Here is a 25,436-nt window from a genome sequence, read left to right as displayed (position 1 = left end):
CGCCCCATTTGGGCACTCTGGTTCCATCGAAAGGAAAGCATGTTCGGATACATCTATAAGAAAGACGTCGCCATTATCGCGGTTGTTTTGTGCCTTTGCCTGGGCGTGGGCAGCTTCTTCGATTATCAGATTTCGAGCGCGCTGTTCAACATCGGTAGCATGTACGGTCGCTTTATCGAGGCCGCCGGCGAGCTGCCGTTCGAGCTGACGGCGAGCGTCGCGGGCGTTATGCTCGTGCGCGCGGCGCGCCCCGACTCCAAGGGAAGCAAATGGCTCGCCGTACTCGGCATCCTCGTCAACGTTGGCCTGGCCGGCTACGAGGTTATTTCGTCCCTGCGCGTCGGCGGCAAACTTGTTGCGGCTCAGCTCGTGCTGACGTTTGTGCTGGTCATCGCTGCCAACTTCATCGTCTATCGCCTTACGCGCGATACCGATTCCAAAGAGCTCACGCGTTGGGCGCTGATGGTGCTTGCCGTGTGGGTCGCTCAGGCCATCATCCTCAACGTGGTTGTCAAGCCGCTGTGGTCGCGCCCGCGCATGCGCGTGATCGAGGTCACGCCGGGGCTCACTTTTCAGCCGTGGTGGGTGATTGGCAACACTGACAAGTGGAGCTATATTGCGGCCGGCGTAATCAAGGACGGCTTTAAGTCGTTTGCGAGCGGACACACGGCGCACGCGGCGATCGGTATTATGCTTGCCGGGCTTCCTGCGGCGTCCTTTAAGGAAAAGCCGTCGCGCCGTCGCGTGGTCTTTTGGACGGCGGCTGCGGTTGCGGCGCTCGTCGCCTTTGGCCGCATTGTGATCGGTGCGCACTTTTTGACTGACGTGAGCTGCGGCTTTGCCCTGGTGCTGGCACTTGAGTGCCTTGCCGCGCGCATTGCCTATCCGGGCGGCGTACAATAGCCCCACCTGAATCATCTGGCCGATACCTGGTAAGAGAGGATTGCCATGCTCGCGTTCAACAACGACTATTCCCACGGCGCACATCCAGCGGTGTTGCAGGCGCTCGTCGACACCAACATGGAGCCGCAGCCCGGCTACGGCACCGATGCGCACACCGAGCGTGCCAAGCAGCTGATCCGCGAGGCCTGTCAGTCCCCCGATGCCGACGTGTTTTTGCTGGTGGGCGGCACGCAAACCAACGCGACGGTGATTGACATGCTGCTCGCGCCGTACGAGGGCGTCGTTGCCGCCGAGACCGGCCACGTTGCCTGCCACGAGGCGGGCGCCATCGAGTTTGGCGGCCACAAGGTGCTCACCATCCCCGGCTACGAGGGCAAGATGCACGCCGAGGATCTCGAAAACTATATCCAAGTGTTCTACGAAAACGAGAGCTGTGAGCACATGGTGTTTCCGGGCGCCGTGTATGTGAGCCTGTCGACCGAGTACGGCACGCTGTACTCCAAGGCTGAGCTCGCGGCAATCCATGCGGTGTGCCAGAAGCGCGAGATTCCGCTGTTTGTGGATGGCGCCCGCCTGGCCTATGCGCTGGCGGCCGATGAGTGCGACATTACCCTGCCCGAGCTGGCGCAGCTGTGCGACGTATTCTACATTGGCGGCACCAAGTGCGGCGCGCTCTGCGGCGAGGCTGTGGTGTTCTGCGGCATGCACGCCCCGGCGCATCCCATTCCGCGTATTAAGCAGCACGGCGCGCTGTTGGCCAAGGGCCGCCTGACGGGCGTGCAGTTTGAGGCGCTCTTTACCAATGGCCTGTATTTTGAGATCGGTCGCCAGGCGATTGAGACGGCTCAGGCGCTGCGCCGCGTGCTGCATGAGCGCGGCTACGAGTTCTTCTTGGAGACGCCTACGAACCAACAGTTCGTGATTCTGCCCAACGAGGATATGGCCCGCATTCGCGAGCATGCCTCGATCGAGTACTGGGAAAAGTACGACGAGACCCACACGGTGGTGCGCTTTTGCACCAGCTGGGCCACGACGCAGGAGGATATCGACGCGCTGGCGGCTGTCCTGTAGCTTGATGCAATGACGAGGGCCGCCTTGCGCTTGGGTTTGGCGCAAGGCGGTCTTTGCTTTTGAGGGGGAGGGGCTGTATGCCCGAGATGTCCGATCCGACGATTCGCCTGGCGACGCCCGAAGACGCGCCGGCGTTGCTTGCCATCTATGAGCCATATGTGCGCCAGACGGCGATTACCTGCGAATACGAGGTACCGAGCGTTGAGGAGTTCGCCGGGCGCATCGAGCGTACGCTCAAGCGCTATCCGTATTTGGTGATGGAGCTGGACGGGCTTCCGGTAGGCTATGCCTATGTGAGCCCGCTCAACAACCGCGAGGCCTATGACTGGTCGGTCGAGACGTCAATCTACCTGGCGCGCGACGTACGCCACGGCGGCCTGGGCCGCAAACTGCACGATGCACTCAAGCAATGCCTGATCGCGATGGGCATCACCAACATGTGCGCGCTCATCGCCGTGCCGCACGACAAGGACGACGAGTACCTGACGCACAACAGCCAGGACTTCCATGCTCATATGGGGTATCGCCTGGTGGGCGCCTTCGACCGCTGCGCCCAAAAGTTCGGCCGCTGGTACGACATGTGCTGGATGGAGCTGATCCTAGCCGAGCGCGTCCCTAACCAACCCAAACCAACCTGGTTCCCCGACCTTCCTAAACCTACCATTTAGGGACAGGTTTATTTTGGCAGGTTTTTGGCTGTCTTGTGGTATCAAATCGCCGCAAGAAGCGTGGCGTTTGTACGCTATTTTGACCTGGATTGTCCCCTCGGGACGCCTTGCGGGCTAAGTGAGTAGACTTTTTGGCGCAGGCCGAGCACAAAGCGTATCTGCCTTAGTAAAACCGCAGGTCACGGAGGTGGCTGTTTTGAATGTGCTCGGCAGGTCGCGAAAAGTCTACTCACTTAGATTTACGGTGCTGGATATTTTGGGCAGGAACAGTTGAGCTTGGGCGGCGAGTGTTGCCAGGCGATGTTGGCATTTGCGCCATGCCGGCTTGAGATTTAATAAAAACCGCAGGTAAAACGTTTATTAGGTACATTTTGCCTCGTTTGGTGCGCTAGCCGATGGGCTCGGTGTATTTGGCGCGGTCGGTGCGTTGGATGCGCTTGGAGACATGGAGCGGACGGCCGTCGGTGTCGTAGACGTAGTCGGTGATCAGGATCAGCGCCTGCCCGCGCTCGACGTTGAGCAAAAATGCCTCGTTTTGCGACGCATAGCACACCTCAAAGGTCTTATGCCCCTGCGCCGGCGCGCGATGGAACTCCTGGCGCAGCGTGGCGTAGAGCGAACCGTTGATATCGCGATCGATGAGCGACCCAAAGCTTGGCGGCAAATAGGTGGTCTCCAGGCACAGTGGCGCATCGTCCAGGTAACGCAGGCGGACAAGTTTGACAAGCTTGCTGCCCACGCTAGCGTCAAAGAACTTGGCCACGCTGCCCATTGCTTTGGCAAAGCCCGAGTCCACCGTGCGCGTGGTGGGCTTCATACCCTGGCCTTCGACCTGCTTGGTATAGCTCGAAAACACCAGGTTGTTCTCGTGGAGCGCCGGCGTGTCGGCCACAAAGGCACCGCGCCCGCGCTCGGTGCGGACCAGGCCCTCATCGACGAGCACCTTAAGGGCGTGGCGCACGGTGCTGCGCGACAGCCCCGATTCGTCCATGAGCTCCATCTCGGACGGCAGCTTGTCTCCACGGGCGTAGGTGCCGGCGGCGATGCGGTCGCGCAGTGTGCCCGCCAGACGCTCGTATTGGGTCAGTTTCTTTTCAGACGAAGCGCTCATACGACTAACCTGTATCTAACTTGTATGCTTGCCTAATCAAGCATGTATCTAATACAACAATAAAACTGCTGGTAACGACTTATCGAAAACTGCATCAGCAAAATTTCTAAGACAAATATAGCATACAACTAGTCGACATCGCTAAAACATGTATGTAACTTGTATGCCGTCAAGAGCATTAAATGAGAAGAAAGGCTGATGCGCGATGACTACTCAGGAACAGGTTAAGGACGTCGTCTCCCAGGTTTTGGCTGACAAGGCAGACAAGGGCGGCATCAAGCGCGTCGTGTGGATCGGCGCCGGCGGATCCAACGGCGGCAACTATCCTGCCCAGTACTTTATGGAGCACGAGGCCACGCAGGTCGTGAGCTCCAGCTACACCAGCAACGAGTTCGTGCACGCCACCCCGGCCTACGTCAACGAGAACACCCTGGCCGTCGTCGTGTCCATGCGCGGCACCAAGGAGACCATCGTCGCCGCCCAGGTCGCCAAGGACCACGGCGCCAGCACCATCGCCATCTATGTTGACGAGTCCGGCCTCACCGAGGTCTGCGACTACAAGATCCAGTACGACAGCCTGGCCGTCGACGAGTCCTGCATGGGCCGTACCAACTCCGCCGTCGTGACCATGATCGCCATGGAGCTCACGCAGCAGACCGAGGGCTATGCCGAGTACGAGACCGCCATGGCCGCCTTCGACCTGATCGATCCCATCTATCGCAAGGCCGTTGAGTACACCCGTCCGCTCGCTGCCAAGTGGGCCGAGCAGAACGCCGACAAGCCCTGCATCAACGTCATGGCCCAGGGCCCGCTCTTTGGTGCCGCCTACGTCTTTAGCATCTGCAACGTGCAGGAGATGCTGCAGATCGACTCCTGCACCATCAACACCTGCGACTTCTTCCACGGCCCCTTCGAGATCCTGGACAAGCGCACCTCGCTGTTCCAGCTCATCAGCGTCGGCCGCAGCCGCTGCAACGACGAGCGCGGCATCCGCTTCGTCAACCAGTACGGTGGCGAGCGCGTCTATCAGCTCGACGCCAAGGAGCTCGGCCTCAACGACATCAAGGATAGCGTGAGCGAGTACTTCAACCACCTGATCTTTGCCCCGATCCTCAACAACGTGTACATGCGCGCGCTCTCCGCCGTCACCCACAAGGACTACATGACGCGCCGTTACATGTGGAAGCTGGATTACTAAGGGATAGAGCGGCCTAACAGCCCAATACCCCTCATGAGTTGCGGTGGAATAGTTCCTGTTTGGGAGTGTGAAGCCTCTGTTTGAGAACTATTTCACCGCAACTGCTAGAGCGGCACTTGGGGACGTTCCCTTTCTGCCGGCAGTTAGGGATGTTCCTTTTGTGCCGGCAGTTGGGGACACTCCTTGTGTCGAGAGATTTCCCGTTCGCCGATTTGTGCCTTGAAAAATGTATATAACGACTATAACGTAGCATGAAACATATTGGAAATAATACTGAGGAGGCTGCGTTGAAGAGGAGCAATCTGGGCTATGTGCTGGTGCTGATCGCCGCGCTTATGTGGGGCAGCATCGGAATCTTTGTAAACGGCATCTCGGCCATGGGCGTTTCGTCCCAGAGCATGGCTGCCTTTCGCTTGTTGGTCGGAGCGCTTATCTTGGCGCCGGTCCTGATGTTTATGGGCTGCCGTCCGGGTGAGGGGTCTACCGTGGTTCAGGGTCCGCTGACCCTGTTCAAGGCAAGACCTAAAGAGCTTGTTTCCTGCGCGCTTGTCGGTATCGTCGGTTTGGCTGCCGCCAACACCTGCTATTACGAGTGCATGCGCGAGGTGGGCATGTCCACGGCATCGGTGCTGCTCTACACGTCGCCGGTGTTTGGCGTCGCGCTCGGCCGCGTCCTTTATCGCGAGGACGTGACCCTCAACAAGCTCGTTGCCATTGTCTTTAACATCGTTGGCTGTGTGCTTGCGGTGACCAATGGCGACCTTTCCGGTTTTCATTTTTCGGTTTGGGGCGTCACGTCGGGCGTGATTGCAGGCCTTTGTGGTGCGTCGCTCGCGGTGTTTAGCCGGATAGCAACCAAGACGGTCCACCCGCTGGCTGTCACGTTTTGGGGCTTTGTTTTTGGCGGTGCGGTTATGGCAGCTATCGCGGCTCCGTGGCCGGATGTCGCCGCGGCAATGTCGCCACAGCTGCTGCTGCTGTTCCTTGGCTTTGGACTCATCCCCACAGCCGTGGCTTACATCTTATATATGCAGGGTCTGTCCATGGGGCTCGAGACGTCGAAAGTTCCCGTCGTAATGTCATTCGAGACAGTCGTCACCGTACTGCTGGGCATTGGTGTCTACGCCGAGCCCGCCGGCGCGATCAAAGTTCTGGGCATCGTTTTGGTGCTCGCGTCCATCGTGATTATGAACACCGACTTTTCCAAGCTGCGCAACAGTGTGTTTGTCGGTCATGTCGTTGAGAGCATGACCTTTAAGCCCAACACGTGGTGGACGGAGAAATCGCAGGACATGGATCTCTTCCGCGAGCGCACGGGCATTGCGCTGGAGCCCACCGTGCAGGAAAGCCCCTGGTACTTCGTGCGATAGGGGGGTTGCGCGCGGCGTCCGACCTGGGGTTATCCAGCCAGCGCCGGCCTACCCAAGACCATCGTTTCGATTGCGTTAAGCCCGCCAACGGTCGTTTTTCACCCGCGAACGGTTTATATACTAATTATCAATATAAGCAACGTATAAGACGTTATAATGACCATAACGAAAAGGAGGAGGCAAGATGAATCAGATCATTCTCGCATCTCATGGCGGCCTGGCCGCAGGCGCCAAAGACACGCTCGAGATGGTTCTCGGCGACGTGTCGAACGTCCACGTCGTGTCGCTTGCTCGTGACGACAAGGAGCCCATCACCAATAAGGTTGAGGCTATGATCGCCACGTTCAACGCGGACGACACCGTGTATGTGCTAACCGATATGCTCGGTAGCTCGGTCAACAACAACATGGTCGAGCTTTCCAAGAACGGCACGAAGTTCACGGTTGTCAGCGGTTTCAACATCCCGCTGGCGCTCACGCTTGCTATGAGCCCCGCCCCCGTCAAGGGCACCGAGCTCGCGGCCCTCATCAACGAGGCCCGCACCGGTCTGACCAACCCCAACGCACCGGTCGAGGTCGCCGCGGCTCCCGCCAAGAAGGCCAAGGCGTCCCGTCACAGCTCCGGTCCCGCCAAGATCGTCCTCGCACGTCTTGACTACCGTCTGCTGCACGGCCAGGTCGTCTTTACCTGGACCACCAAGGTTCAGGCCGAGCGCATCATCGTCGTCGACAACGCTGCCGCCAACGATGACATCAAGAAGGGCGCTCTTAAGCTGGCCAAGCCCCAGGGCGTGCGCCTGAACGTCTTCACCGTCGAGCGTGCCCTCGCCAAGATGGACAAGCTCAACACCCTCGGCGAGCGCGTCATGTTCGTCTTTGGCAACACTGCCGAGATGCTGCAGTTCTGCCAGGGCTACAAGCTCGACGCCATCAACCTGGGCGCCACCGCCAACCACGACGGTGCCGATCAGATTGGCGGCAAGGACAGCTCCGTCTTCCTCGACGCCACCCAGAAGGCCGACGTCAACCAGCTGCTCGACATGGGCATCAAGCTCTACGTCCAGCAGACCCCTACGTATCAGAGCGTCGACATCGACGCCAAGCTGTAATCAACCAGGCTTTTGCCTGACTGAAAGGAGAAGGGTATGAATACGTTCATCAGTGCGGTGCTCGTCGGCCTCGTCGGCGTGTTCTGCATGTGGGACTCCCGCCTGCTCGGTCGTCTTAACTTCGAGCAGCCCCTCGTTGGCGCTACGCTCGTCGGTCTGCTGCTGGGCGATGTGCCCACCGGCCTTGCCGTCGGTGCCGCCGTCGAGCTCGTGTCCATGGGCCTGGTGCAGGTCGGCGCCGCCGTTCCGCCCGATATGGTCCTGGGCGGCATCGTGGCCGCTGCCTTTGCGTGCCTGACCGATGCTTCCGCCGAGACCGCCATGACGATCGCCATCCCGGTCGCCGTCCTGGGTCAGCTCCTCGGCATCGTGTTCCGTTCCATCATCGCCGCCCTCACCCATGTGGCAGATAGCGCGATCGATAACGGAAAGTTCAAGACCGCTTACCGTATGCACATCTGCGCCGGCTCCGGTCTGTACGCCGTCATGTACTTCCTGCCGATCTTCCTCGCCGTCTTTGTTGGCACCGACTTGGTTCAGGCCATCGTCAACATGGTTCCCGAGTGGCTGTCCACTGGTCTTAACGTTTCGACCAAGATCATGACCGCCTACGGCTTGGCCCTGCTGCTCACCATGATGATCAAGAAGGGTATGACTCCGTTCCTGTTCATCGGTTTCCTGCTCGCCGCTTACCTCAACCTGTCCGTCATCGCGGTCGCTCTGATCGGTGTGTGCCTGGCTGTCGTCTTCATGGGCTTCAAGTTCAACGGTTCCCATGCAGCCGCCGGTGTCGATTCCGACTACGATCCGCTCGAAGACGACGAAGACTAAGGAGGAACACACTATGGCAACCGCAACCAAGGACGTGTCCCTGAACAAGAAGGTCAGCCAGTTCTTCTGGCGCTCCTGGGCCATCCAGGCCTCTTGGAACTACGAGCGTCAGATGAACATGGGCTTCCTCTACGGCATGGTTCCCACGCTCGATCGCCTCTATCCGGACGAGTCCGACCCCAAGCAGCTCGCTGCTAAGAAAGAGGCTTACCACCGTCACATGGCGTTCTACAACTGCACCCCGCAGACGAGCGCTTTTGTCCTAGGCCTCGCCGCCTCCATGGAGGAGGAGTACGCCAAGGATCCCGAGAACTTCGACCCCGATTCAATCAACGCGGTCAAGACCTCCCTCATGGGCCCGCTTTCCGGCATCGGTGACTCCTTCTTCCAGGGCACCATCCGCGTTATCGCCTTTGGCTTGGGCGTTCAGCTGGCTCAGCAGGGCTCCATCATGGGCCCGATCCTGGCCATGCTCATCTCCATCGTGCCCTCCGTGCTGATCACGTGGTTCGCTGCCAAGATCGGCTACCAGGGCGGCCACGAGTACCTGAGCAAGCTCCAGGGTGGCGACCTCATGGAGAAGCTCATGTATGTCTGCGGCATCGTGGGTCTTATGTCCGTGGGCGGCATGATCGCTACGCTGATCGGCGCCACCACCCCGCTGCAGTTCGCTGAGGGTACCGTCGTTATCCAGGACATCCTGGACGGCATGATGCCCCAGATGATCTCCCTCGGCCTCACCGGCCTTATGTACTGGCTCATCAAGAAGAACGTCAACACCGGTTGGCTTCTCGTGATCGCCATTGTGGGCGGCATCGCCCTCTCCGCGGCCGGCATCCTGGCCTAGTCGCGACCCAATGCTTCCCCCGGGGGCCTGCCTGGCATCCCATACCCCAGGCAGGCTTCCATCCCTAACATGTGACAAAGAGACAGTTCCTTTGTCACATCCTCAACGGGCCGGCGACTCGGTCCTAACCACGGTAACCCTGCGAGCGTCCGGCAATGTGGCGCCGCAACAAATCGAAAGGAATGTGTCAGATGTACGAGATCGACCTTAACCTCCCTAAGCAGATCGTCGCTGACGTCCTGTCCAACCACGAGATCCACAGTGTCGCCTTCGTCGGCTGCGGCGCTTCCATGTCCGACCTTTACCCCGCCAAGTACTTCCTGGCCAACAACACGGACAAGCTGAACGTTCAGATCTTCACCGCTAACGAGTTCAACTACGACACGCCCTCCTGGGTCAACGAGCACACCTTCGTGATCACCTGCTCCCTCGGTGGCTCCACGCCCGAGACCGTCGAGGCCAACAAGACCGCCAAGAAGCACAACTGCCCGGTCGTCTCCCTCACCAACAAGGCTGGCTCCGCTCTGACCGTCGACGCCGACCACGTCATCGTTCACGGCTTCCACGCCAACTACGCTGCCAAGTGCGAGAAGCCCGGCTATGCCATCGCTCTTGCTCTCGAGATCCTTCAGCAGACCGAGGGCTATGATCACTACGAGGACATGATCACCGGCCTCACCAACGTTTTCGATCTCTGCGAGAACGCCGCTCAGCACTGCAAGAAGCTCGCCAAGAAGTTCGCCGAGGACTTCAAGGACGACAAGATGATCTACTTCATGGCTTCCGGTGCCTCCGAGAAGATGGCTTATTCTCACGCCGCCTTCCTGTTCACCGAGATGCAGTGGATCGACGCCGCCGCCTACAACACCGGCGAGTACTTCCACGGCCCGTTCGAGGTTTCCACCGAGGGTAAGCCCTACGTCTTCTTCATGTCCGATGGTGCTACCCGTCCGATGGACGCTCGCGCCCTCACCTTCCTTGAGCGCATGGGCGCCAAGGTCGCTCTGATCGACTCCAAGGACTACGGCCTGGCCGACGCCGTGCCCGCGAGCGTCGTCACCTACTTCAACCCGCTGCTGCACCTCGCCGTTATGCGCGAGTACGGCAACCAGATCGCCGAGGCCCGTCAGCACCCGCTGACCATGCGTCGCTACATGTGGAAGCTTTCCTACTAATCACAAGTAAGTAGACCTTACGGGTTGATTGAGAGGGGATGGGGTTTGCGCCCCGTCCCCTTTTTGCTTTGGGGGCGTGTCCGTTGCGTCATAAAACCCCAGATAAAACCTACCAAAATAAACCTGTCCCTTTTTGGCAGGTGGGAGGAGATGCGTATGATCAAGGCAGTGCTGTTTGATATGGACGGCGTGCTGGTCGATACCGAGTGGTTCTACAACCGTCGTCGCGTGGCGTTTATGGAAGAGAAGGGGTTCCACTTTGACGAGATCCCCGATCTTTCGGGGTCTAACGAGCCCGCCATTTGGGAGGCGCTGGTGCCCGACGATGTTGAGCTGCGCGAGCGCCTGCGCGTGGAGTACAAGCAGGTCTACAGCCCGGACCATCCCGTTCCGTATGCCGAGCTACTCAACGAGCAGACGGAGCCGGTGATGCGTGAGCTGCACGAGCGCGGCGTCAAGTGTGCCATCGCGAGCTCGTCCTATCGCGAGCTCATTGACGAGCTGGTGGAGATTGCCGGTATCACCGACGTGCTGGACTACACCATCAGCGGTCACGAGTGCAGTGCATTTAAGCCCGACCCCGAGATCTACCTGCGTGCCATGGAGGCGCTGGGGGTGGAGCCTGCCGAGTGCCTGGTTATCGAGGACTCGCCTTTGGGCATCGAGGCCGGTAAGCGCTCCGGCGCCCGCGTCCTGGCACTGCGTCCGCACGAGGGCGTTAACCTGGACCAAACGGGAGCCGACGCCGTCATCGACAACCTCGCCGACATTCTGACCGCTTTGTAGCGTCAATTCGCCGCAAGAAGTGCGGATTCACACGTCTCTTGCGGTGGATTGGCTCATTTTGGCTTCAATTTAGATCCGTTTGGCTTCGACTCGGACTAAGTGAGTAGACTTTTTGGCACATGCCGAGCACAAAGCGTATCTGCCTTAGTAAAACCGCAGGTCGGAGAGGTGGCTGTTTTGAGTGTGCTTGGTAGATCGCGAAAAGTCTACTCACTTAGAATTTGGCTCTTTGGTTGGGGAGCTGCTGGCTCGTTTTGGTTGTCGAGAGAGGGTGAATTGAAGCGCCCCCGCACGCTCCATGCTACAATCGCGGGCATGCCCCACAACTACATCTGCCTTCGAAGGGAGCCTACGTGGCGAACGCCATCGAACAGCTCACGGACCGCGTGCTCGTGCTCGGCCGCCTCACCATCGTCCGCCGCGCCATCACCGCCGTGGCGGTCACCATTTCTGCCGTTCTCCAGACATTTCTGATCCAGGCGTTCATTCAACCCGCCGACCTGCTTCCGAGCGGTCTCACCGGCGTCGCGGTCCTACTCGATCGCGTCACCTCGCTCGGCGGCGTTCATATCGACATCTCGCTCGGCATGCTCGCGCTCAACATCCCCGTGGCGCTCCTTTGCTGGAGCGGCATCAGCAAGCGCTTCGTCATCTTCTCGATGATGCAGGTCATGCTCTCGTCGCTGTTCCTCAACATCTTTCACTTCGCCCCGTTTTTGGGCGACAAGATCATGCTCATCATCTTTGGCGGCGTGGTCTCGGGCCTGGGCGCCGCCATCGCGCTTAAGTCCGGCGCATCCACCGGCGGCACCGACTTTATCGCGCTGTGGGTTTCCAACCATACAGGCAAGACCATCTGGGGCGTCATCTTTGGCTTTAACTGCGCTATCCTGGCGATCTTTGGCTTTATGTTTGGCTGGGACAATGCGGCGTATTCCATCGTGTTCCAGTTTATTTCGACCAAGACCATCGACAGTTTCTACCGACGCTACGACCGTGTGACGCTGCAGATCACGACACGCAAGGCAGACGAGGTCATGACAGCCTATGTTGACCATTTTCAGCATGGCATTAGCTGCGCCGAGGTCATTGGCGGATACAGCCGCGAAAAGATGTATCTGCTGCACGCCGTTGTCTCGACCTACGAGAGCCAGGACATTATCAAGCTGGTGTGCGATATTGATCCCGGCGCCGTGATCAATGTGTTCCACACGCTCAACTTCGTGGGCGGCTGGTGGGGCGGTCATGTCGACGAGCCCATGCCCACGGCCGTACCCGATCCCGACAAGCCCGCGCGCATGGCCAGCAGGCAGGCGCGCCTCAGCGAGCAGGACAGTCTGCAGCAGGACGACGGCAAGTAAGGATTTGCTGTATGTGGTGTATCGTTTTATCAAACTGAGATAACATATAAAAAGACGTTATATACGTATTAGTTATTTCGCTATTTTGATAAGAGTGATCAGATATGCCCGCACCCAAAAATGCACCACTTTACCAGCAGATTTACGACGAAATCAAGGATGCGATCGAGAAAGGTGTTTATGCACCCAAGGAGCGTATCCCGTCCGAGCTTGAGCTTGCCGAGCAGTACGAGGTAAGCCGCATTACGGTGCGTCGCGCCGTTGAGGAGCTGTGCTCCGATGGCTACCTGGTTAAGCAGCAGGGCCGCGGCACCTTTGTCTCCACGCCGCACATCAACCGCCAGTTCCACGCCTCGACGCTGCAGACGTTTACCGCGCTGTGTGCCGACAATGACATGAAGGCGGGTGCACACGTGGTCGATCGCCAGATTGTGCCGGCACGTCAAAACGAGATGGAGTTCTTTGGCCTGCAGAAGGACGCGCTGCTACTGCACATTAAGCGCGTGCGTACGGCCGACGGCGAGCCCATCTTTGAGGAAAACATCTTTGTGCCGTTTGATACATACCGTGAGCTGTTGACGGCCGATCTTGAGGACAAGTCGATTTTTGCCGAGGTCGAGCGTGTTGGCGGAACGCCGATTGTCTCGGTTGGCTACCGTACGGTCGAGGCCGTTCGCGCTAACGCCGAGCAAGCGGCCGAGTTGGGCATTGCTCCGCACGATCCACTGCTCAATCTGCGTGCCGGCTTTATCGGCCCCAATGGCGAGCCGGTCCTGATGGGTAAGCAGTACTACGTGGGATCGCGCTACGTTATGGTGATGTAGCTCTAGTTGCGCGGTTTTCCAAACCGCGCAACGGCTCGACGCTGCAAGCCCGCCAGAGCGGCAATCTGCCTTTCAACTTCGGCGGCATGATCAGAAGTTTTGTTCCGTCGTTCTAACGAACGACGGACCGGTCGACGCTGCAAACGCCCCTAGGCGGCAATCTGACGTTCAATCGTCGGTCGCGTACCGAAGTACGCTTCCCTCCTCTTTCACGTCACCTTGCTCGCTTAGGGGCGTTTTCGCTGACTCATGCTCAACCAGCGACGTTTCCACGCTCATCCGCCTTGGATCGTATTGCCCGTGGCCGGTAGCCGTGCGGCACTGGTCCGCGTGGCGGCGTATAATCGGCGGCAGATGATTCTGACGTTAGGAAACCATGACCGATAGCATGCAGCAGATGGCGCTCGACACGCTCGGCGCCTATTTTGGCTACACCTCGTTTCGCCCGGGACAGGATCGCATGGTGGATGCGATCCTTGCCGGTCGCGACGCGCTGGGCGTTATGCCCACAGGCGCCGGCAAGTCCATTTGCTACCAGGTGCCCGCGCTCATGCTGCCCGGCATCACCTTTGTGGTGAGTCCGTTGCTCTCCCTTATGGAGGACCAGACCCGTGCGCTGCTCGCGGCGGGCGCGCGACCCAGCTATCTCAACTCCAGCCTTACTCCGGCCCAGCAAAATACCGTGCTCAAGCGGGCGCGCGAGGGCCGCTACCAGCTTATGTACGTGGCGCCCGAGCGCCTGCTCGAGCCGCGCTTTTTAGCCTTTGCGCAGGAGGCCGCGGCGGACGGCGGCATTGGCGTTCCGCTCGTGGCCATTGACGAGGCCCACTGCGTAAGCCAATGGGGCCAGGATTTCCGCCCCGCCTACCTGCAGATTCGCGAGTTCATCGATTCCCTGCCGCAGCGCCCCATCGTGGCGGCCTTTACCGCTACGGCGACTGAGCGCGTGCGTGCGGACATTCAGCAGATGCTCGGCCTGCAAAAACCCGCGACGGTGGTGACGGGCTTCGATCGCAAGAACCTCTACTTTGGCTGCGAAGAGATGGGCGACAAGGCCAAGACCGCGTGGGTGCGCGACTATGTGATCGCGCATTCGAGCGAGAGCGGCATCGTGTATTGCTCGACCCGCAAGACCGTCGATGCGCTGGCAGGTGAGCTTACCGAGGCGCTGGGCCCCAGCGGCATTCGCGTTGGCCGCTACCATGCCGGCATGGGCAACGACGCCCGTCGTCAAAGCCAGCGTGCCTTTATCGACGACGACATCCAGGTGATGGTTGCCACCAACGCCTTTGGCATGGGCATCGACAAGCCCAACGTGCGCTACGTGATCCATAACAACGTGCCCGAGAGCATCGAGGCCTACTACCAGGAGGCGGGCCGCGCCGGCCGCGATGGCGACCCGGCCAGCTGCCACCTGCTGTGGAACGGAAATGATTTTCGCATGCGCCGCTTTTTGATCGACCGCGGCGATGCTGCCGACGAAGCGCTCGACGACGAGCAACGCGCGTGGGCGCTCCAGAATCGATATCGCCTGCTCAGCCAGATGGAGGGCTATTGCAATACCACCGGCTGCCTGCGCGAATACATGCTGCGCTACTTTGGCGACGAGGCCGCGGCCGAGCATGCGGCAGCCGCCGCGGGCGGCACCGCCACGGACGAAGCCGAGGGCTGCGGCAACTGCAGCAACTGCCTCACGCAGTTCGAAGTCGAGGACGTCACCGATATGGCCCGCGCCGCCGTGCGCTATGTGGCCACGCGACCCATGCGCTTTGGCAAGTCGCTCATCGCCGATGTGCTCCACGGCGGCAACACCGAGCGCATTCGCCAGATGCATCTGGACGAGGACCGCGGCTACGGTGAGCTGTCGAGCGAATCGATCGGGCGCATCAAGGACATCATCGGCCAGCTGTGCGGTCGTGGTTATCTGGCCACCTCGCAGGGGCAGTACCCGGTCGTGGGACTGGGTCCGCGTGCCGGCGAGGTCGAGGACGAGGCGTTTGCCTTTACCGTCAAGCGTCGCGCGTCCAAGCGCAAGGTCTCGGCTCGCGCCCGCCGCGCGGTGGATCTGCTGCGCGAGGAGGCCGAGCTGGACCAGCGCCCGCGCGTGGGCGACGATGCCGAGCTGTTTGAGCGCCTGCGCGCCCTGCGCAAGGAGATCTCGACCGAGCTGGAGATGGCGCCGTACATGGTCTTTTCCGACAAGGCTCTGCGAGGCCTGTGCCGTCTGCGCCCTCAGACGCGCGACGAGCTTATCCAGGTCAACGGCATCGGCGAGAAAAAGGCCGACGCCCTTGGCGAGCAGTTTATGGCGGCGATTGAAGAGTTTGAATCCGAGCATGCGCGGGATGGAGCGTAAACGATGGTAGCCGATAGCAAGACCGACCGTACTGACGTATCCGCCGTGCCACTGTACCAGCAGGTTATGGACGATCTAAAGGGCGAGATCGCACGCGGCGTGTACGCGGCCGGCTCGCGCATTCCTTCCGAGATGGAGCTCGCGAAGTCCTACGGCGTGGGGCGCATCACCGTACGCCGTGCCATCGAGGAGCTGTCGCGCGCGGGCTACCTCAACCGCCAGCAGGGGAGGGGCACCTTTGTATGCGCTCCCAAGCTCAAGCGCAAGATTCGCCAGAAGGGCGACGTCCAGAGCTTCACCGAGGGTTGTGCCGCCAACGACATGGTGGCTGGAGCACGCCTGGTATCGCGCACGGTGGTTGCGGCGACGCGCGAGGACGCGGCGTTTTTTGGTGTGGAACCCGGCTGCGAGCTCATCGTGGTCGAGCGCGTGCGCACGGCCGACGGCATCCCCGTCATGCTCGAGAACAACGCCTTTGTGCTGGCCGACCATCCCTACCTGCAGACGCTTGCCGACAAGGACCTCACGGACAATTCAATCTTTGCGCTCGTTGCCGAGCATTCGGGCCGCGCACCGCTCAAGTCCGACCCCTGCACCGTGGAGATTGCGCTTGCCGATGCTCAGGTGGCCCCGTTGTTGGAGGTGCCGGTCGGCGAGCCGCTCTTTTATATGGAGGCGTACTTTACCGATGAGGACGAGCGGCCCCTGCTGCTCGGTCGTCAAAAGATCGTGGGCTCGCGCTACGTGTTCGACATCTAACGTCCATAGATAGAACAACATAGAACAAATTTGCTGAAATGACTTCACGGGCACCTGCTTGCATGCTATAAATAGAACAACATAGAACGACTGCAGGTACGAGCTGCCGTCGTCCAAAGCCGCCACACAAGGAGGAGCGTCACCGTGAACGCACACGATCTGATTCAGGAAATTATCGAGCGCAAGGGTAAGATCGAGAACGTCTTTTGGATCGCCTGCGGCGGTTCGATGATCGACCTCATGCCGGCTAACGAGCTGCTCAAGCGCGAGGCCACCACGTTTACCTCGACGGTCTACACGGCACGCGAGTTTTGCCTGATGGCCCCCAAGAGCCTAGGGCCGAAGTCGCTCGTTATTGCCTGCAGCCACAGCGGCAACACGCAGGAGGTCGTCGACGGCTGCGAGATGGCGCTGGCCGCTGGCGCCGAGGTTGTCGCCCTCACCGACTGCGAGGGCTCCAAGATTGACAACGGCAAGTGGACCACCTGGGTCTACCCCTGGGGCGAGGGCGTGTCGCAGGCCGAGGTGCCGCAGGGCATCGGCGCCCTGATCGCCGCCGAGCTGCTCGACCAGCAGGAAGGCTACGAGGCACTCGCCGACATGTACGAAGGCCTTAAGCAGATGGATGCGCTGCTGCCCGCCGCCCGCGAGAAGGTCAACGCCGAGCTGGGGGCCTGCTTTGCCGAGCTCTGCCAGCAGCATGAGTTTTTCTATATCCTGGGCTCCGGCCCCAACTTTAGCCAGACCTATGCCATGGCCATCTGCTCGCTCATGGAGATGCAGTGGCAGCACTGCTGCTATATTCACTCCGGCGAGTACTTCCACGGTCCCTTCGAGGCCACCGAGCCCGGCGTGTTCTACTTTGTGCAGCTTGGCGCGGGCGAGTGCCGCCCCATGGAGGAGCGCGCTCTTGCGTTCCTCAGCACGCACACCGACACGATCATGGTGCTCGACGCGCTCGAGTACGGCGTAGGCGACGTGCCCGCCAGCGTGCGTTCGTACCTGGAGCCGATCTTCTTCTACGCGATGAGCTGCGAGCTGCGCGCAGCCCGCGGTAAGGTGTTCGACCACAGCCCCGAGGTTCGTCGCTACATGGGCATCGAGCAGTACTAGGTAACGGGAATTATCTTTTTTGACGGGGTCTGCGCTGCGCGCGGGCCCCGTTTTGCGTTGTGGCGGCCGGATTCGTGTCTGCGCGAAAACGAAGGTGAATACTTTTCCGCGAAGTGAACGACCTATTTTGGACCCCCGAAGCATCCACACTTTTTGACGCCAAAACTGCAGGAAAAACTCGGCGAAACCGCAGGAAACGGCGTCTGAAAAGTGTCGATGCTTCGGGGGCTCGTTTTTGCTCGTTCACTTCGCGGAAAAGTATTCACCTTCGATTCGCAAGGGCACTGCGTGAGTCAAAAAAGCGGGCCGCGCCGGGGATTTCCGGCGCGGCCCGCTTAGTATCGCGCTTAGATTCGCAAGGTTGCGGCAGCCATCGGCCTACTTTGCGTCGTAGGCCTCGGTGTCCCACCAGTCGAGCTGGGCGATGTTGTCGCGGATGTGCTGGCAGCTCTTGTGGAAGCCCTCGAGCTCGTACTCGGACAGGTCGAGCGTGTAGACCTCCTCGACGCCCTCGGCACCGATCACGCACGGCAGGGAGGTAAAGATACCCTCCTTGCCATACTGGCCGGTCATGAGCGTGGAAGCGGAAAGCACGGCGTGCTCGTTGTGCAGAACGGCAGCGCAGACGCGCGCGGCGGAGTTGGCGACGGCGTACTCGGTGCACTGCTTGCCCTGGTAGGTCACATAGCCGCCCTTGCGCGCGAGCTCCTCGACCTCCATGTGGTCAAAGGCGTACTTGTCGGGGTTCTCGGCCTGGAGCTCGTTGAGGCTCTTGCCGGCGATGGTCGCGGCCTTAAAGGCGGCCAGCTGGCTAAAGCCGTGCTCGCCGATCATGTAGGCGTCGATGGACTTGGGGCTCACGCCGACCTTCTTGGAGATCTCGGTGCGCAGGCGCGCGGAATCCAGGCCGCAGCCCGAGCCGATGATCTTCTTGGGATCATAGCCGGTCAGGTGCCACAGCTCGGTGCACACGACATCGCAGGGGTTGGAGATTGAGACGAAGATGCCGTCAAAGCCGGCGTCGACGATGCGCTTGGCAAAGGTGCGCGCGGCGTCGGTGGTAAAGAACAGCTCGCCGTCGCGGCTGCTGGCGGCCAGCGCAACCTTGCCGGCGGCGTTGACGATGACGTCGCAGCAGGCCAGCTCCTCGTAGTGGTCGTAGCAGTTGACGATCTTGGTGTTATACGGGACAAACGAAAGGGAGTCGCGCAGGTCCTGGACCTCGGACGTCACCTTGGCCTCGTTGATATCGCACAGGTACAGCTCGTCGGCAATGCCCTGCATAAGCAGGCTGTTAGCGACATGTGCTCCTACATGGCCCTGGCCGACCACACCGATCTTACGCGTCTGGTACATATACGTATCCTTTCGGCCGAGTTTTTCGCGTCGGACCATTGTAGCGTCCTGGCGTCACTTTGCTAAGCTAAAGTGCCGTAGATTTTTGGGACATGCCTTTATTTCTACTTTTACGGCGTTTTAGGACGAACAGTGCCCGGATGGTCGAAAGGTAGAAATTAAGGCATGTCCCAAAAATCTACCGCTGGGGGATGTGCTCGCGCGGATGGGGTCGCTCGTTGTACCATAACTGCAACTGACTCGTAAGGAGCATCCATGCCCATTCGCATTCCCGACGCCCTCCCTGCCGCCGCGCAGCTCGAGAGCGAGAACATCTTTGTCATGACCGAGTACCGCGCGCTGCACCAGGACATCCGTCCGCTGCGCGTGCTCATCCTCAACCTCATGCCCACCAAGATCGCCACCGAGACGCAGATCATGCGCAAGCTCTCCAACACGCCGCTGCAGGTGGAGGTGGACCTGCTGCGCACCAAAACGCACGAGGCCACCCACGTGAGCGCCGGCCACCTGGAGACGTTTTACCGCACGTTCGACGACATCCGCGACATCCACTACGACGGCCTGATCATCACGGGCGCGCCGGTGGAGCAGATGCCGTTCGAGGAGGTCGACTACTGGCCCGAGCTCTGCCAGATCATGGATTGGTCCACCACGCACGTGCACTCTACGCTGCACATTTGTTGGGGCGCGCAGGCCGGTCTGTACCATCATTACGGCATTCAGAAGTATGACCTGCCGGCAAAGGCGAGCGGCGTGTTCGAGCATTATCTGGTCAAGCCGCAAAGCCCGCTGGTCCGCGGCTTTGACGACTGTTTCTATGCTGTGCATTCGCGCAACACCGATGTGCGCCGCGAGGACGTGGAAGCCGAGCCGCAGCTTGAGGTCGTGGCCGTGTCCGACGAGGTGGGCCTGTACATCGTCAAGTCGACCGACAGCCGCCGTTTCTTTGTCTTTGGACATCCCGAGTACGATACCGATACGCTGCGCCTAGAGTACGAGCGCGACGTGAAGCGCGGGCTTGATCCCGAGGTGCCGGCCCATTACTTCCCGGGCGACGACCCTACCGCCGAGCCGCGCAACGTCTGGCGCAGCCAGGCTCAGCTGTTCTACACCAACTGGCTCAACTACTACGTCTACCAGACCACGCCCTACGACCTGGCCCGCGCCGGCGAGGAGCACTAGACTTCGCTCGTGTAACGAGGCGCGCCAGCGGTTAGGCGCTGATGATGTTGGGTAGCGGCAGGTCGTGGACGTCTGCGGGGACGTGGTCGACGCGCTGCTCTTCAAAGGCGATGCCGATGATGTGGCAGTCGGGACGAAGCGTGGGCAGGTAGCGGTCGTAGCAGCCGCCGCCGTAGCCCAGGCGCGCGCCGGCGCGGTCGAAAGCCACGAGCGGCACGACGATCATGTCGAGAGCTTCGGCAGGCACAATGGGGAAGCGGCTGCTGTCGATGTCCGTGGCCGCAAAGGCCCGCGTGGGGTGGGCGATAAACGTAGCCGCGTCCGCGTCGCCGGCAGCAACTGCCCGCATACACATGCGCTGGCCACAAGCTGCGGCGTCTGTTGCCGAGAGCATGCACGGATAGGCCACGCGCCAGCCACGTTTGGCGGCAGCTGCGGCAAACGCGGCTGAGTCGACTTCGGAACCCATCGCGGCATAGACGGCAACGGTGTGCGGCGCCGCGGCATCCAAGCGGCCCAGCAGCTCAACCAGCCGCGCACAGATATCAGCAGACTTCGCCGCCCGCAAGTCCAAATCAAGAGCATCGCGCCGAGCAATCACCGCCCGCCGCAACTCAGCCTTGTCCATCCCGGCTTCCTCTCCCAAACCTACCAAAAGGGGCAGGTTTATTTTGGCAGGTTTTATCTGGGCAAATGTCGAAACCACCACAAAGGTGCCTGTCCCCTTTGTGGTGGTTTTGGCCCATGCGTTAACGCTATAACGCCGCGGCGATTGCTTCGGTCACAAACTTATTGAGTGACTCGCCCTTCTTTGCCGCCGCCAGTGCTGCCTGCTTGTGAAGCTCGGAGCCTGTTCTCACATTGAACGAGCCCTTAAAAGCCCGCTCTGGTTCCTTGCCCTTTTCGGCACAAAACTCAAGGTAATCGTCGACGGCGTCGTGGAAGCATTGCTCCACTTCTTCAGCCGTGGAGCCTTCAAATACAATTGCGTCCCTAATGCCGGCGACCATACCTGTTAGTACATGCTGCTCGGCATCGAACTCGACTGGGGCGAAATAGCCCTTGTATGCCAAAACGTTACTCATGACTGCCTCCGACATCCTGCAGAAATCGAACGATGTTTCGAATTGTCCCCGCTGTCAATTCGTCAGATGGATGAGGCGCGTGCATCACGAACATCCTGCCATCTGAGGGCCTGTAGAAGCGAATGCGCGATCCGGATGTCTTGCCTTTGCTGTCCATTTCAAAGCCATATGAGGCCATGACTTTTAAAAAATCGGCATACCGATACGTCGAAGGGCAGCTAAACAGTTGGGCGATGAGTTTATCGGCTCGAGTCATCCCGCCTCACATTCTGCAACTATATTCTAGTTGCAATTTAGATCCGATGCAATCACCCATACTATAGAACATGTGTACGTATAGAACAAGTGTTCGAACCACTACAAAGGGGCCTGTCCCCTTTGTAGTGGTTTTGCTTGCTGTGGTTAGCCCATCAGGTCGACTACGTTAAAGCCGGCGTTGCTCTTGGCGATGACGTCTCGGCCGCCAAAGACGCAGGTGGGCGACTCGGCTGCGATGCGCGTTACGTCGGTACCGAGCGAGCGCAGCTCACCGGGCGTGGCGGCGAGCATCTGGGCGCGACGCTCCTCGCGCGCATGCGGATCGAGCCCGGCCAGGTAGGTCGTGTTGCGGCGCTTGGTGAGCGCATAGGGCTTCACCGGCGCGTCCATGCCGCTCACGCAGCTCACGATAAAGCCCTCAAAGGCGGCCTCGTCGGGCTCAAAGCGGCCAAGCCATGCGCCTGCACGCTCCACGCGCTCAATCGAAGGGTCAATCGCCGGGTCGCGGTAGGTGTAGAACGCCGTCTGGCGCTCGCCGGCTGCGCGGAATCCGCAGCCGTATGCACCGCCCTTCACGCGAATCTCGTTCCACAGGTAATCGTAGGAGAGCGCGTTGGCAGCCACGGCCCAAGCGCCTGTCACGTCAAGCCCCAAGCGACGCGGGTCGCACGCGCTTGCCGCAAAGCAGATGTCGCTGGGGATCACGAAAGCCTCGTGGCGGTCGCACGGCGCCGGCACCACGAGCGCGTCGCGGCCGGCACCATCGCCCGCGCCAAGCCCTAGGTTGCCCGCGGCATCCCAGTACGCGTCAAAGTCCTCATCGCTGCCGGTAAAGCTCGCCATGCAGCCATCGGCCACAAAGATGCGGCCTGCCAGCTCGGCAAGCTTGGCGCGCAGGTCGTCCAGGCGCTCGTCAAAGTGGTCGAGCAGATCGCGCAGGAACAGGTAGAAGTCCACGCCCGAAAGCTGCTCGCGCACCACGGCCGAAGGCGAGCTGTAGCTCATCGCGCGACCGAGCGCCGCCGAGTGACCGTTGTTGATAAAGCCCTGCTCAAGCCCAATGCGAATCTGCGTGAGCACGTCGCGCACGCGGTCGGCGTCGGCATCTGCCAAAAGCGTGCTCGACCACACCTCGCGCGGCAGGCTCGCCAGCGCACCGATCTTCTCGGACAGGGCACCGGCGCTCACCAGCAGGTAGGGGCGCGCGCCGTTTACGTCGGGCTGGGTCATGACCTCGGTCGTAAAGCTCAAAAAGCCTAGCTTGCCGGCGAGCAAGTTGTCGAGTTCCTCGGCCGAGTGCTCGCTCGTGGGCAGCTGCTTGAGCAGGCGGCAGAGCAGCGTTACATAGGGCAGGTCCTCAAACGCGACGCAGCTCAGGTCGAAATACTGCATGGCGTAGGCCAAACGGTTGGTGGGGATGTCGTGGCGCAGGCAGGGGATGGGCGCGGTCGTGTCCACGACCAGCGGCGGTTCGGGGCGCGCCTCGCCAATGTCGGACACGCGCAGGCGCGGCAGCGTGGCCTTGTCCTCGGGCGTGTCCTCGGCCTCCTGCGCGGCACGCAGCGCAGCCGTGCGCTCGACCACGTCGGCCAGCTCGGCATCGGTCATGGCGTCGCGCTTGGCTGCCAGCTCAGCGGCCTCGGCACCCTCCGAGCCAGCACCAGCATCCACCGGCACCAGCTCGACGAGCGCCATGTGGTCGTTCTCCAGCACCAGCTCGCGCAGCAGGTCCTCAAAGTAGGTGCCGTCCAGCTCGCTGCGCAGCTCCTCGTACACCGGGCCGTACTTGAGTGCCAGCGTCGCGGCGTCGTCATCGTAGAGCCAGGTGCTCAGCGCGTCGCACGCAATGGCCACGCCGTCGGCGATGCCGTAGTCGCGCTGGCGCAGATCGTATTCGTTGCTGCTGATGATGGCTTCCAGGCGCTCGCGCGGAACGCCGTGCTCGCACAGGTCGCGGCAGGCATCCTGGAACACACGACGCAGCTCGCGCGCCACGCCGGGCTGCGCGTTTTGCAACATGATGAGCTCGTAGGGCTGCAGGCTCTCGGCCGCGGTGTAGCTCACCACGTTGCCGCCCAGGCCGGCGGCCAGAATGGCCTTCTTAACCGGTGCTTCGTTGGAACCCAGCAGCGCCTCAAACAGGATATCCGCCGCGATCGTGCGCTTGCGATCGAGCGCGCTGCCCAGCACAAGACCCAGGCCCACCAGCGCGTTCTCGGGCGTGGTGGCCATCTCGACGCGCTTATACTCGCAGGTCACAGGCGCTTGCACGTCCAGCGGATTAGGCGCCAGCGCGGACGGGTCCTCGCCGGCGGCAACGGCGGCGTCCATGCGGCGGCTTGCGGCACTCGACTGCGACAGATAGCGCTCGTCCAAAAACGCCAGCGAGCGGTCCATATCTAGGTCGCCGTAGAGCGTGATGTAGGAGTTGGAAGGATTGTAGTGGCGCGCGTGCGTATCCAGGAACTGCTCGTAGGTGAGCGCAGGGATTGCGCGCGGGTCGCCGCCGCTCTCGTGCGCATAGGCGGTGTCGGGATAGAGCGCGGCGTTGACGGCGTCGTCCAGCACGCTCATGGGATCGGACAGCGCGCCCTTCATCTCGTTGAACACCACGCCGTTATAGCGCAGCGTGCCCTCGCGCAGGCTCGCGGAGCTGCCGTCGCCCTCGGCGTCCTCCGGCAGGTCCAGCTCGTAGTGCCAGCCCTCCTGCTCAAAAATGGTGGGCTTGGTGTAGATGGCCGGGTTGAACACGGCGTCCAAGTACACATCCATCAGGTTGTACAGGTCCTGCTCGTTGGTGGTGGCAACGGGGTAGATGGTCTTGTCGGGGTAGGTCATGGCGTTGAGGAACGTCTGCATGGAGCTCTTGATCAGGTCGACAAACGGCTCCTTGACGGGAAACTTGGCCGATCCGCACAGCACCGAGTGCTCAAGAATATGGAACACGCCGGTGGAATCGGCCGGCGGCGTCTTAAAGCCAATGGCAAAGGCCTTGTTTTCGTCATCGCACGCCAGGTACAGCAGGCGAGCGCCCGAGGCAGTGTGGCGCAGCACGTAGGCGTCTGAGTCGAGCTCGGGCACGGTCTCGCAGCGCTCGACGGCAAAGCCGTGGCAGGTGGTACCGGGCACCAGCAGCGCGGCAGCAGCGGAGCGTGGGTCGGTTGAGGTGGTGGGCATATGCAGTCTCCTTTGACGCCCCAGCGGGGGCGAATCGAGTCGAATCCTCGAGAGTATACCCATATGGGACCGCGGCACTGCAGCGAACTGAAGACGATGCCGGCGGATTGGCATGGGCCCCGCGTGTCCCGCCAAATGAGCGTGGATTTTCGGACGAAATAATCCGTCGCAGGCCCAAATGTCGTCCAATTATCCACTCCCGCATACCTTTCGTCTCCAACCGTGAGATGAGAGATAGACGAGAGACGTATACGAAAGATGGCTGTACAGCAAAGAGCCAAACAATTAATAGTGCTGTTAATAGTGCTGTTTGGTTGGTGATTGTTTTTTCAGTAAAAACATTTACGAATAAAGCAAGTTGCAAACGGCTGCCCCCTTATTTCGTACGCATTTTTATGGCGAGAAATTGCCGCCATATGATCGGACGAGTTTCAACGATTGCGATTTAGTATTTGGCGCGGATGCGGTCGATTCCGATGAAACGCTAGTTGACCACGCGGTAGATTGTGCTTTCTCCCAGACGCCCCGGCAATGCGCAATAAGCCAGATAACGAAGCGATTGCCGGTGCGTCTATCCATAGGGAATTCCGGGAAAGCTTCTGCGGGCAGTCAAAAGATTCGTCGGCCTCAAGCGGATTAAAGGTATTTGCATAAGACGTCATTTAACCAAAGACGATGCACATTGAATCGTTCAATGAACTTGCGCGCTGTGTCCAACAACGCCGATTGTTGTTTTAAGGGGCTTGAGGAAAGAGCAGAAGCAAAATAATACTTGCATAGTTAGTTATATAAAGTATTATAACGTTATGGGATGAATGAAGGGTTCATCTAAGTGAGTTAGGAGTAAGGGATGTTCAATTTCGATGAGCCTCGTTACGAGAAGGTTGTGAGCGATGC

Annotated in this window: 22 protein-coding genes; 16 read left to right on the top strand and 6 right to left on the bottom strand. The window is 60.3% G+C overall.

Going from position 1 to position 25,436, the window contains the following annotated elements:
- The first annotated feature begins 39 nt into the window (after nucleotides 1-39).
- The 3 genes from DXB86_RS08845 to DXB86_RS08835 all read left to right on the top strand — a co-directional run bounded on the left by DXB86_RS08845 (nucleotide 40) and on the right by DXB86_RS08835 (nucleotide 2,642).
- The gene (locus DXB86_RS08845; protein WP_117736874.1) at nucleotides 40-903 is read left to right on the top strand and encodes a phosphatase PAP2 family protein; all 864 of its coding nucleotides are present in this window, start codon (nucleotides 40-42) and stop codon (nucleotides 901-903) included.
- 45 nt (nucleotides 904-948) lie between these two features.
- A complete protein-coding gene (locus DXB86_RS08840; RefSeq protein WP_117736873.1) occupies nucleotides 949-1,974 on the top strand; it encodes a low specificity L-threonine aldolase in 1,026 nt (341 codons plus the stop codon).
- Between the two features lie 77 nt (nucleotides 1,975-2,051).
- Nucleotides 2,052-2,642, top strand: coding sequence for a GNAT family N-acetyltransferase (locus DXB86_RS08835; protein ID WP_117736872.1), 591 nt, complete (start codon nucleotides 2,052-2,054; stop codon nucleotides 2,640-2,642).
- A gap of 388 nt (nucleotides 2,643-3,030) precedes the next feature.
- Here DXB86_RS08835 and DXB86_RS08830 read toward each other — a convergent pair whose 3' ends face one another.
- Nucleotides 3,031-3,753, bottom strand: a complete 723-nt coding sequence (locus DXB86_RS08830) for a GntR family transcriptional regulator (protein WP_117736871.1) — start codon at nucleotides 3,751-3,753, stop codon at nucleotides 3,031-3,033.
- A gap of 205 nt (nucleotides 3,754-3,958) precedes the next feature.
- On the opposite strand from DXB86_RS08830, the gene DXB86_RS08825 reads away from it, so the two are divergent.
- From DXB86_RS08825 to DXB86_RS08770, 12 genes are all read left to right on the top strand, one after another.
- Complete coding sequence (locus DXB86_RS08825; protein WP_117736870.1) at nucleotides 3,959-4,951, top strand: SIS domain-containing protein; 993 nt, start codon at nucleotides 3,959-3,961, stop codon at nucleotides 4,949-4,951.
- Nucleotides 4,952-5,238: 287 nt separating this feature from the next.
- On the top strand, nucleotides 5,239-6,321 hold the full coding sequence (locus tag DXB86_RS08820) for a DMT family transporter (protein ID WP_158555310.1): 1,083 nt from the start codon (nucleotides 5,239-5,241) through the stop codon (nucleotides 6,319-6,321).
- A 184-nt stretch (nucleotides 6,322-6,505) separates the two neighbouring features.
- Nucleotides 6,506-7,429, top strand: a complete 924-nt coding sequence (locus tag DXB86_RS08815; protein ID WP_117736868.1) for a PTS mannose/fructose/sorbose transporter subunit IIAB — start codon at nucleotides 6,506-6,508, stop codon at nucleotides 7,427-7,429.
- Nucleotides 7,430-7,465: 36 nt separating this feature from the next.
- Entirely contained in the window at nucleotides 7,466-8,260 is a 795-nt protein-coding gene (locus DXB86_RS08810) for a PTS sugar transporter subunit IIC (RefSeq protein WP_006235136.1), read from the top strand.
- 13 nt (nucleotides 8,261-8,273) lie between these two features.
- Nucleotides 8,274-9,107, top strand: coding sequence for a PTS system mannose/fructose/sorbose family transporter subunit IID (locus DXB86_RS08805; protein WP_055252122.1), 834 nt, complete (start codon nucleotides 8,274-8,276; stop codon nucleotides 9,105-9,107).
- Nucleotides 9,108-9,298: 191 nt separating this feature from the next.
- Nucleotides 9,299-10,282, top strand: a complete 984-nt coding sequence (locus tag DXB86_RS08800; RefSeq protein ID WP_226814256.1) for an SIS domain-containing protein — start codon at nucleotides 9,299-9,301, stop codon at nucleotides 10,280-10,282.
- 156 nt (nucleotides 10,283-10,438) lie between these two features.
- Complete coding sequence (locus DXB86_RS08795) at nucleotides 10,439-11,068, top strand: HAD family phosphatase (RefSeq protein WP_158555309.1); 630 nt, start codon at nucleotides 10,439-10,441, stop codon at nucleotides 11,066-11,068.
- A 353-nt stretch (nucleotides 11,069-11,421) separates the two neighbouring features.
- Nucleotides 11,422-12,429, top strand: coding sequence for a YitT family protein (locus DXB86_RS08790; RefSeq protein ID WP_117736866.1), 1,008 nt, complete (start codon nucleotides 11,422-11,424; stop codon nucleotides 12,427-12,429).
- Nucleotides 12,430-12,533: 104 nt separating this feature from the next.
- Nucleotides 12,534-13,253 carry a GntR family transcriptional regulator gene (locus tag DXB86_RS08785; RefSeq protein ID WP_117736865.1) on the top strand — a complete coding sequence of 240 codons (720 nt, stop codon included), beginning with the start codon at nucleotides 12,534-12,536 and terminating at the stop codon, nucleotides 13,251-13,253.
- A 376-nt stretch (nucleotides 13,254-13,629) separates the two neighbouring features.
- Complete coding sequence (locus tag DXB86_RS08780) at nucleotides 13,630-15,609, top strand: ATP-dependent DNA helicase RecQ (RefSeq protein ID WP_117736864.1); 1,980 nt, start codon at nucleotides 13,630-13,632, stop codon at nucleotides 15,607-15,609.
- A gap of 3 nt (nucleotides 15,610-15,612) precedes the next feature.
- The gene (locus tag DXB86_RS08775) at nucleotides 15,613-16,368 is read left to right on the top strand and encodes a GntR family transcriptional regulator (protein ID WP_117736863.1); all 756 of its coding nucleotides are present in this window, start codon (nucleotides 15,613-15,615) and stop codon (nucleotides 16,366-16,368) included.
- Nucleotides 16,369-16,512: 144 nt separating this feature from the next.
- A complete protein-coding gene (locus tag DXB86_RS08770) occupies nucleotides 16,513-17,481 on the top strand; it encodes an SIS domain-containing protein (RefSeq protein ID WP_117736862.1) in 969 nt (322 codons plus the stop codon).
- A gap of 378 nt (nucleotides 17,482-17,859) precedes the next feature.
- Here DXB86_RS08770 and DXB86_RS08765 read toward each other — a convergent pair whose 3' ends face one another.
- Nucleotides 17,860-18,837: an L-lactate dehydrogenase gene (locus tag DXB86_RS08765; RefSeq protein ID WP_117736861.1), complete on the bottom strand. Its 978-nt coding sequence runs from the start codon at nucleotides 18,835-18,837 to the stop codon at nucleotides 17,860-17,862.
- A 255-nt stretch (nucleotides 18,838-19,092) separates the two neighbouring features.
- Here DXB86_RS08765 and metA point away from each other — a divergent pair, with 255 nt between their 5' ends.
- On the top strand, nucleotides 19,093-20,019 hold the full coding sequence (gene metA / locus DXB86_RS08760) for a homoserine O-succinyltransferase (RefSeq protein ID WP_117736860.1): 927 nt from the start codon (nucleotides 19,093-19,095) through the stop codon (nucleotides 20,017-20,019).
- Between the two features lie 31 nt (nucleotides 20,020-20,050).
- Here metA and DXB86_RS08755 read toward each other — a convergent pair whose 3' ends face one another.
- From DXB86_RS08755 to DXB86_RS08740, 4 genes are all read right to left on the bottom strand, one after another.
- Entirely contained in the window at nucleotides 20,051-20,647 is a 597-nt protein-coding gene (locus DXB86_RS08755) for a 5-formyltetrahydrofolate cyclo-ligase (protein WP_117736859.1), read from the bottom strand.
- A 127-nt stretch (nucleotides 20,648-20,774) separates the two neighbouring features.
- Nucleotides 20,775-21,104, bottom strand: a complete 330-nt coding sequence (locus tag DXB86_RS08750; RefSeq protein ID WP_022094981.1) for a type II toxin-antitoxin system HicB family antitoxin — start codon at nucleotides 21,102-21,104, stop codon at nucleotides 20,775-20,777.
- Nucleotides 21,097-21,360 carry a type II toxin-antitoxin system HicA family toxin gene (locus tag DXB86_RS10220; RefSeq protein ID WP_117629026.1) on the bottom strand — a complete coding sequence of 88 codons (264 nt, stop codon included), beginning with the start codon at nucleotides 21,358-21,360 and terminating at the stop codon, nucleotides 21,097-21,099. Before DXB86_RS10220 ends, DXB86_RS08750 begins: the two co-directional genes overlap by 8 nt.
- A gap of 146 nt (nucleotides 21,361-21,506) precedes the next feature.
- Complete coding sequence (locus tag DXB86_RS08740) at nucleotides 21,507-24,539, bottom strand: insulinase family protein (protein WP_117736858.1); 3,033 nt, start codon at nucleotides 24,537-24,539, stop codon at nucleotides 21,507-21,509.
- Nucleotides 24,540-25,436 lie beyond the last annotated feature (897 nt).

Origin of the sequence: Collinsella sp. OM06-18AC, assembly GCF_003438785.1 — a bacterium.
Taxonomy (GTDB): Bacteria; Actinomycetota; Coriobacteriia; order Coriobacteriales; family Coriobacteriaceae; genus Collinsella.
The sequence above is the reverse complement of the archived record's forward strand: the minus strand, read 5'-3'. Positions and strand labels throughout refer to the sequence as shown.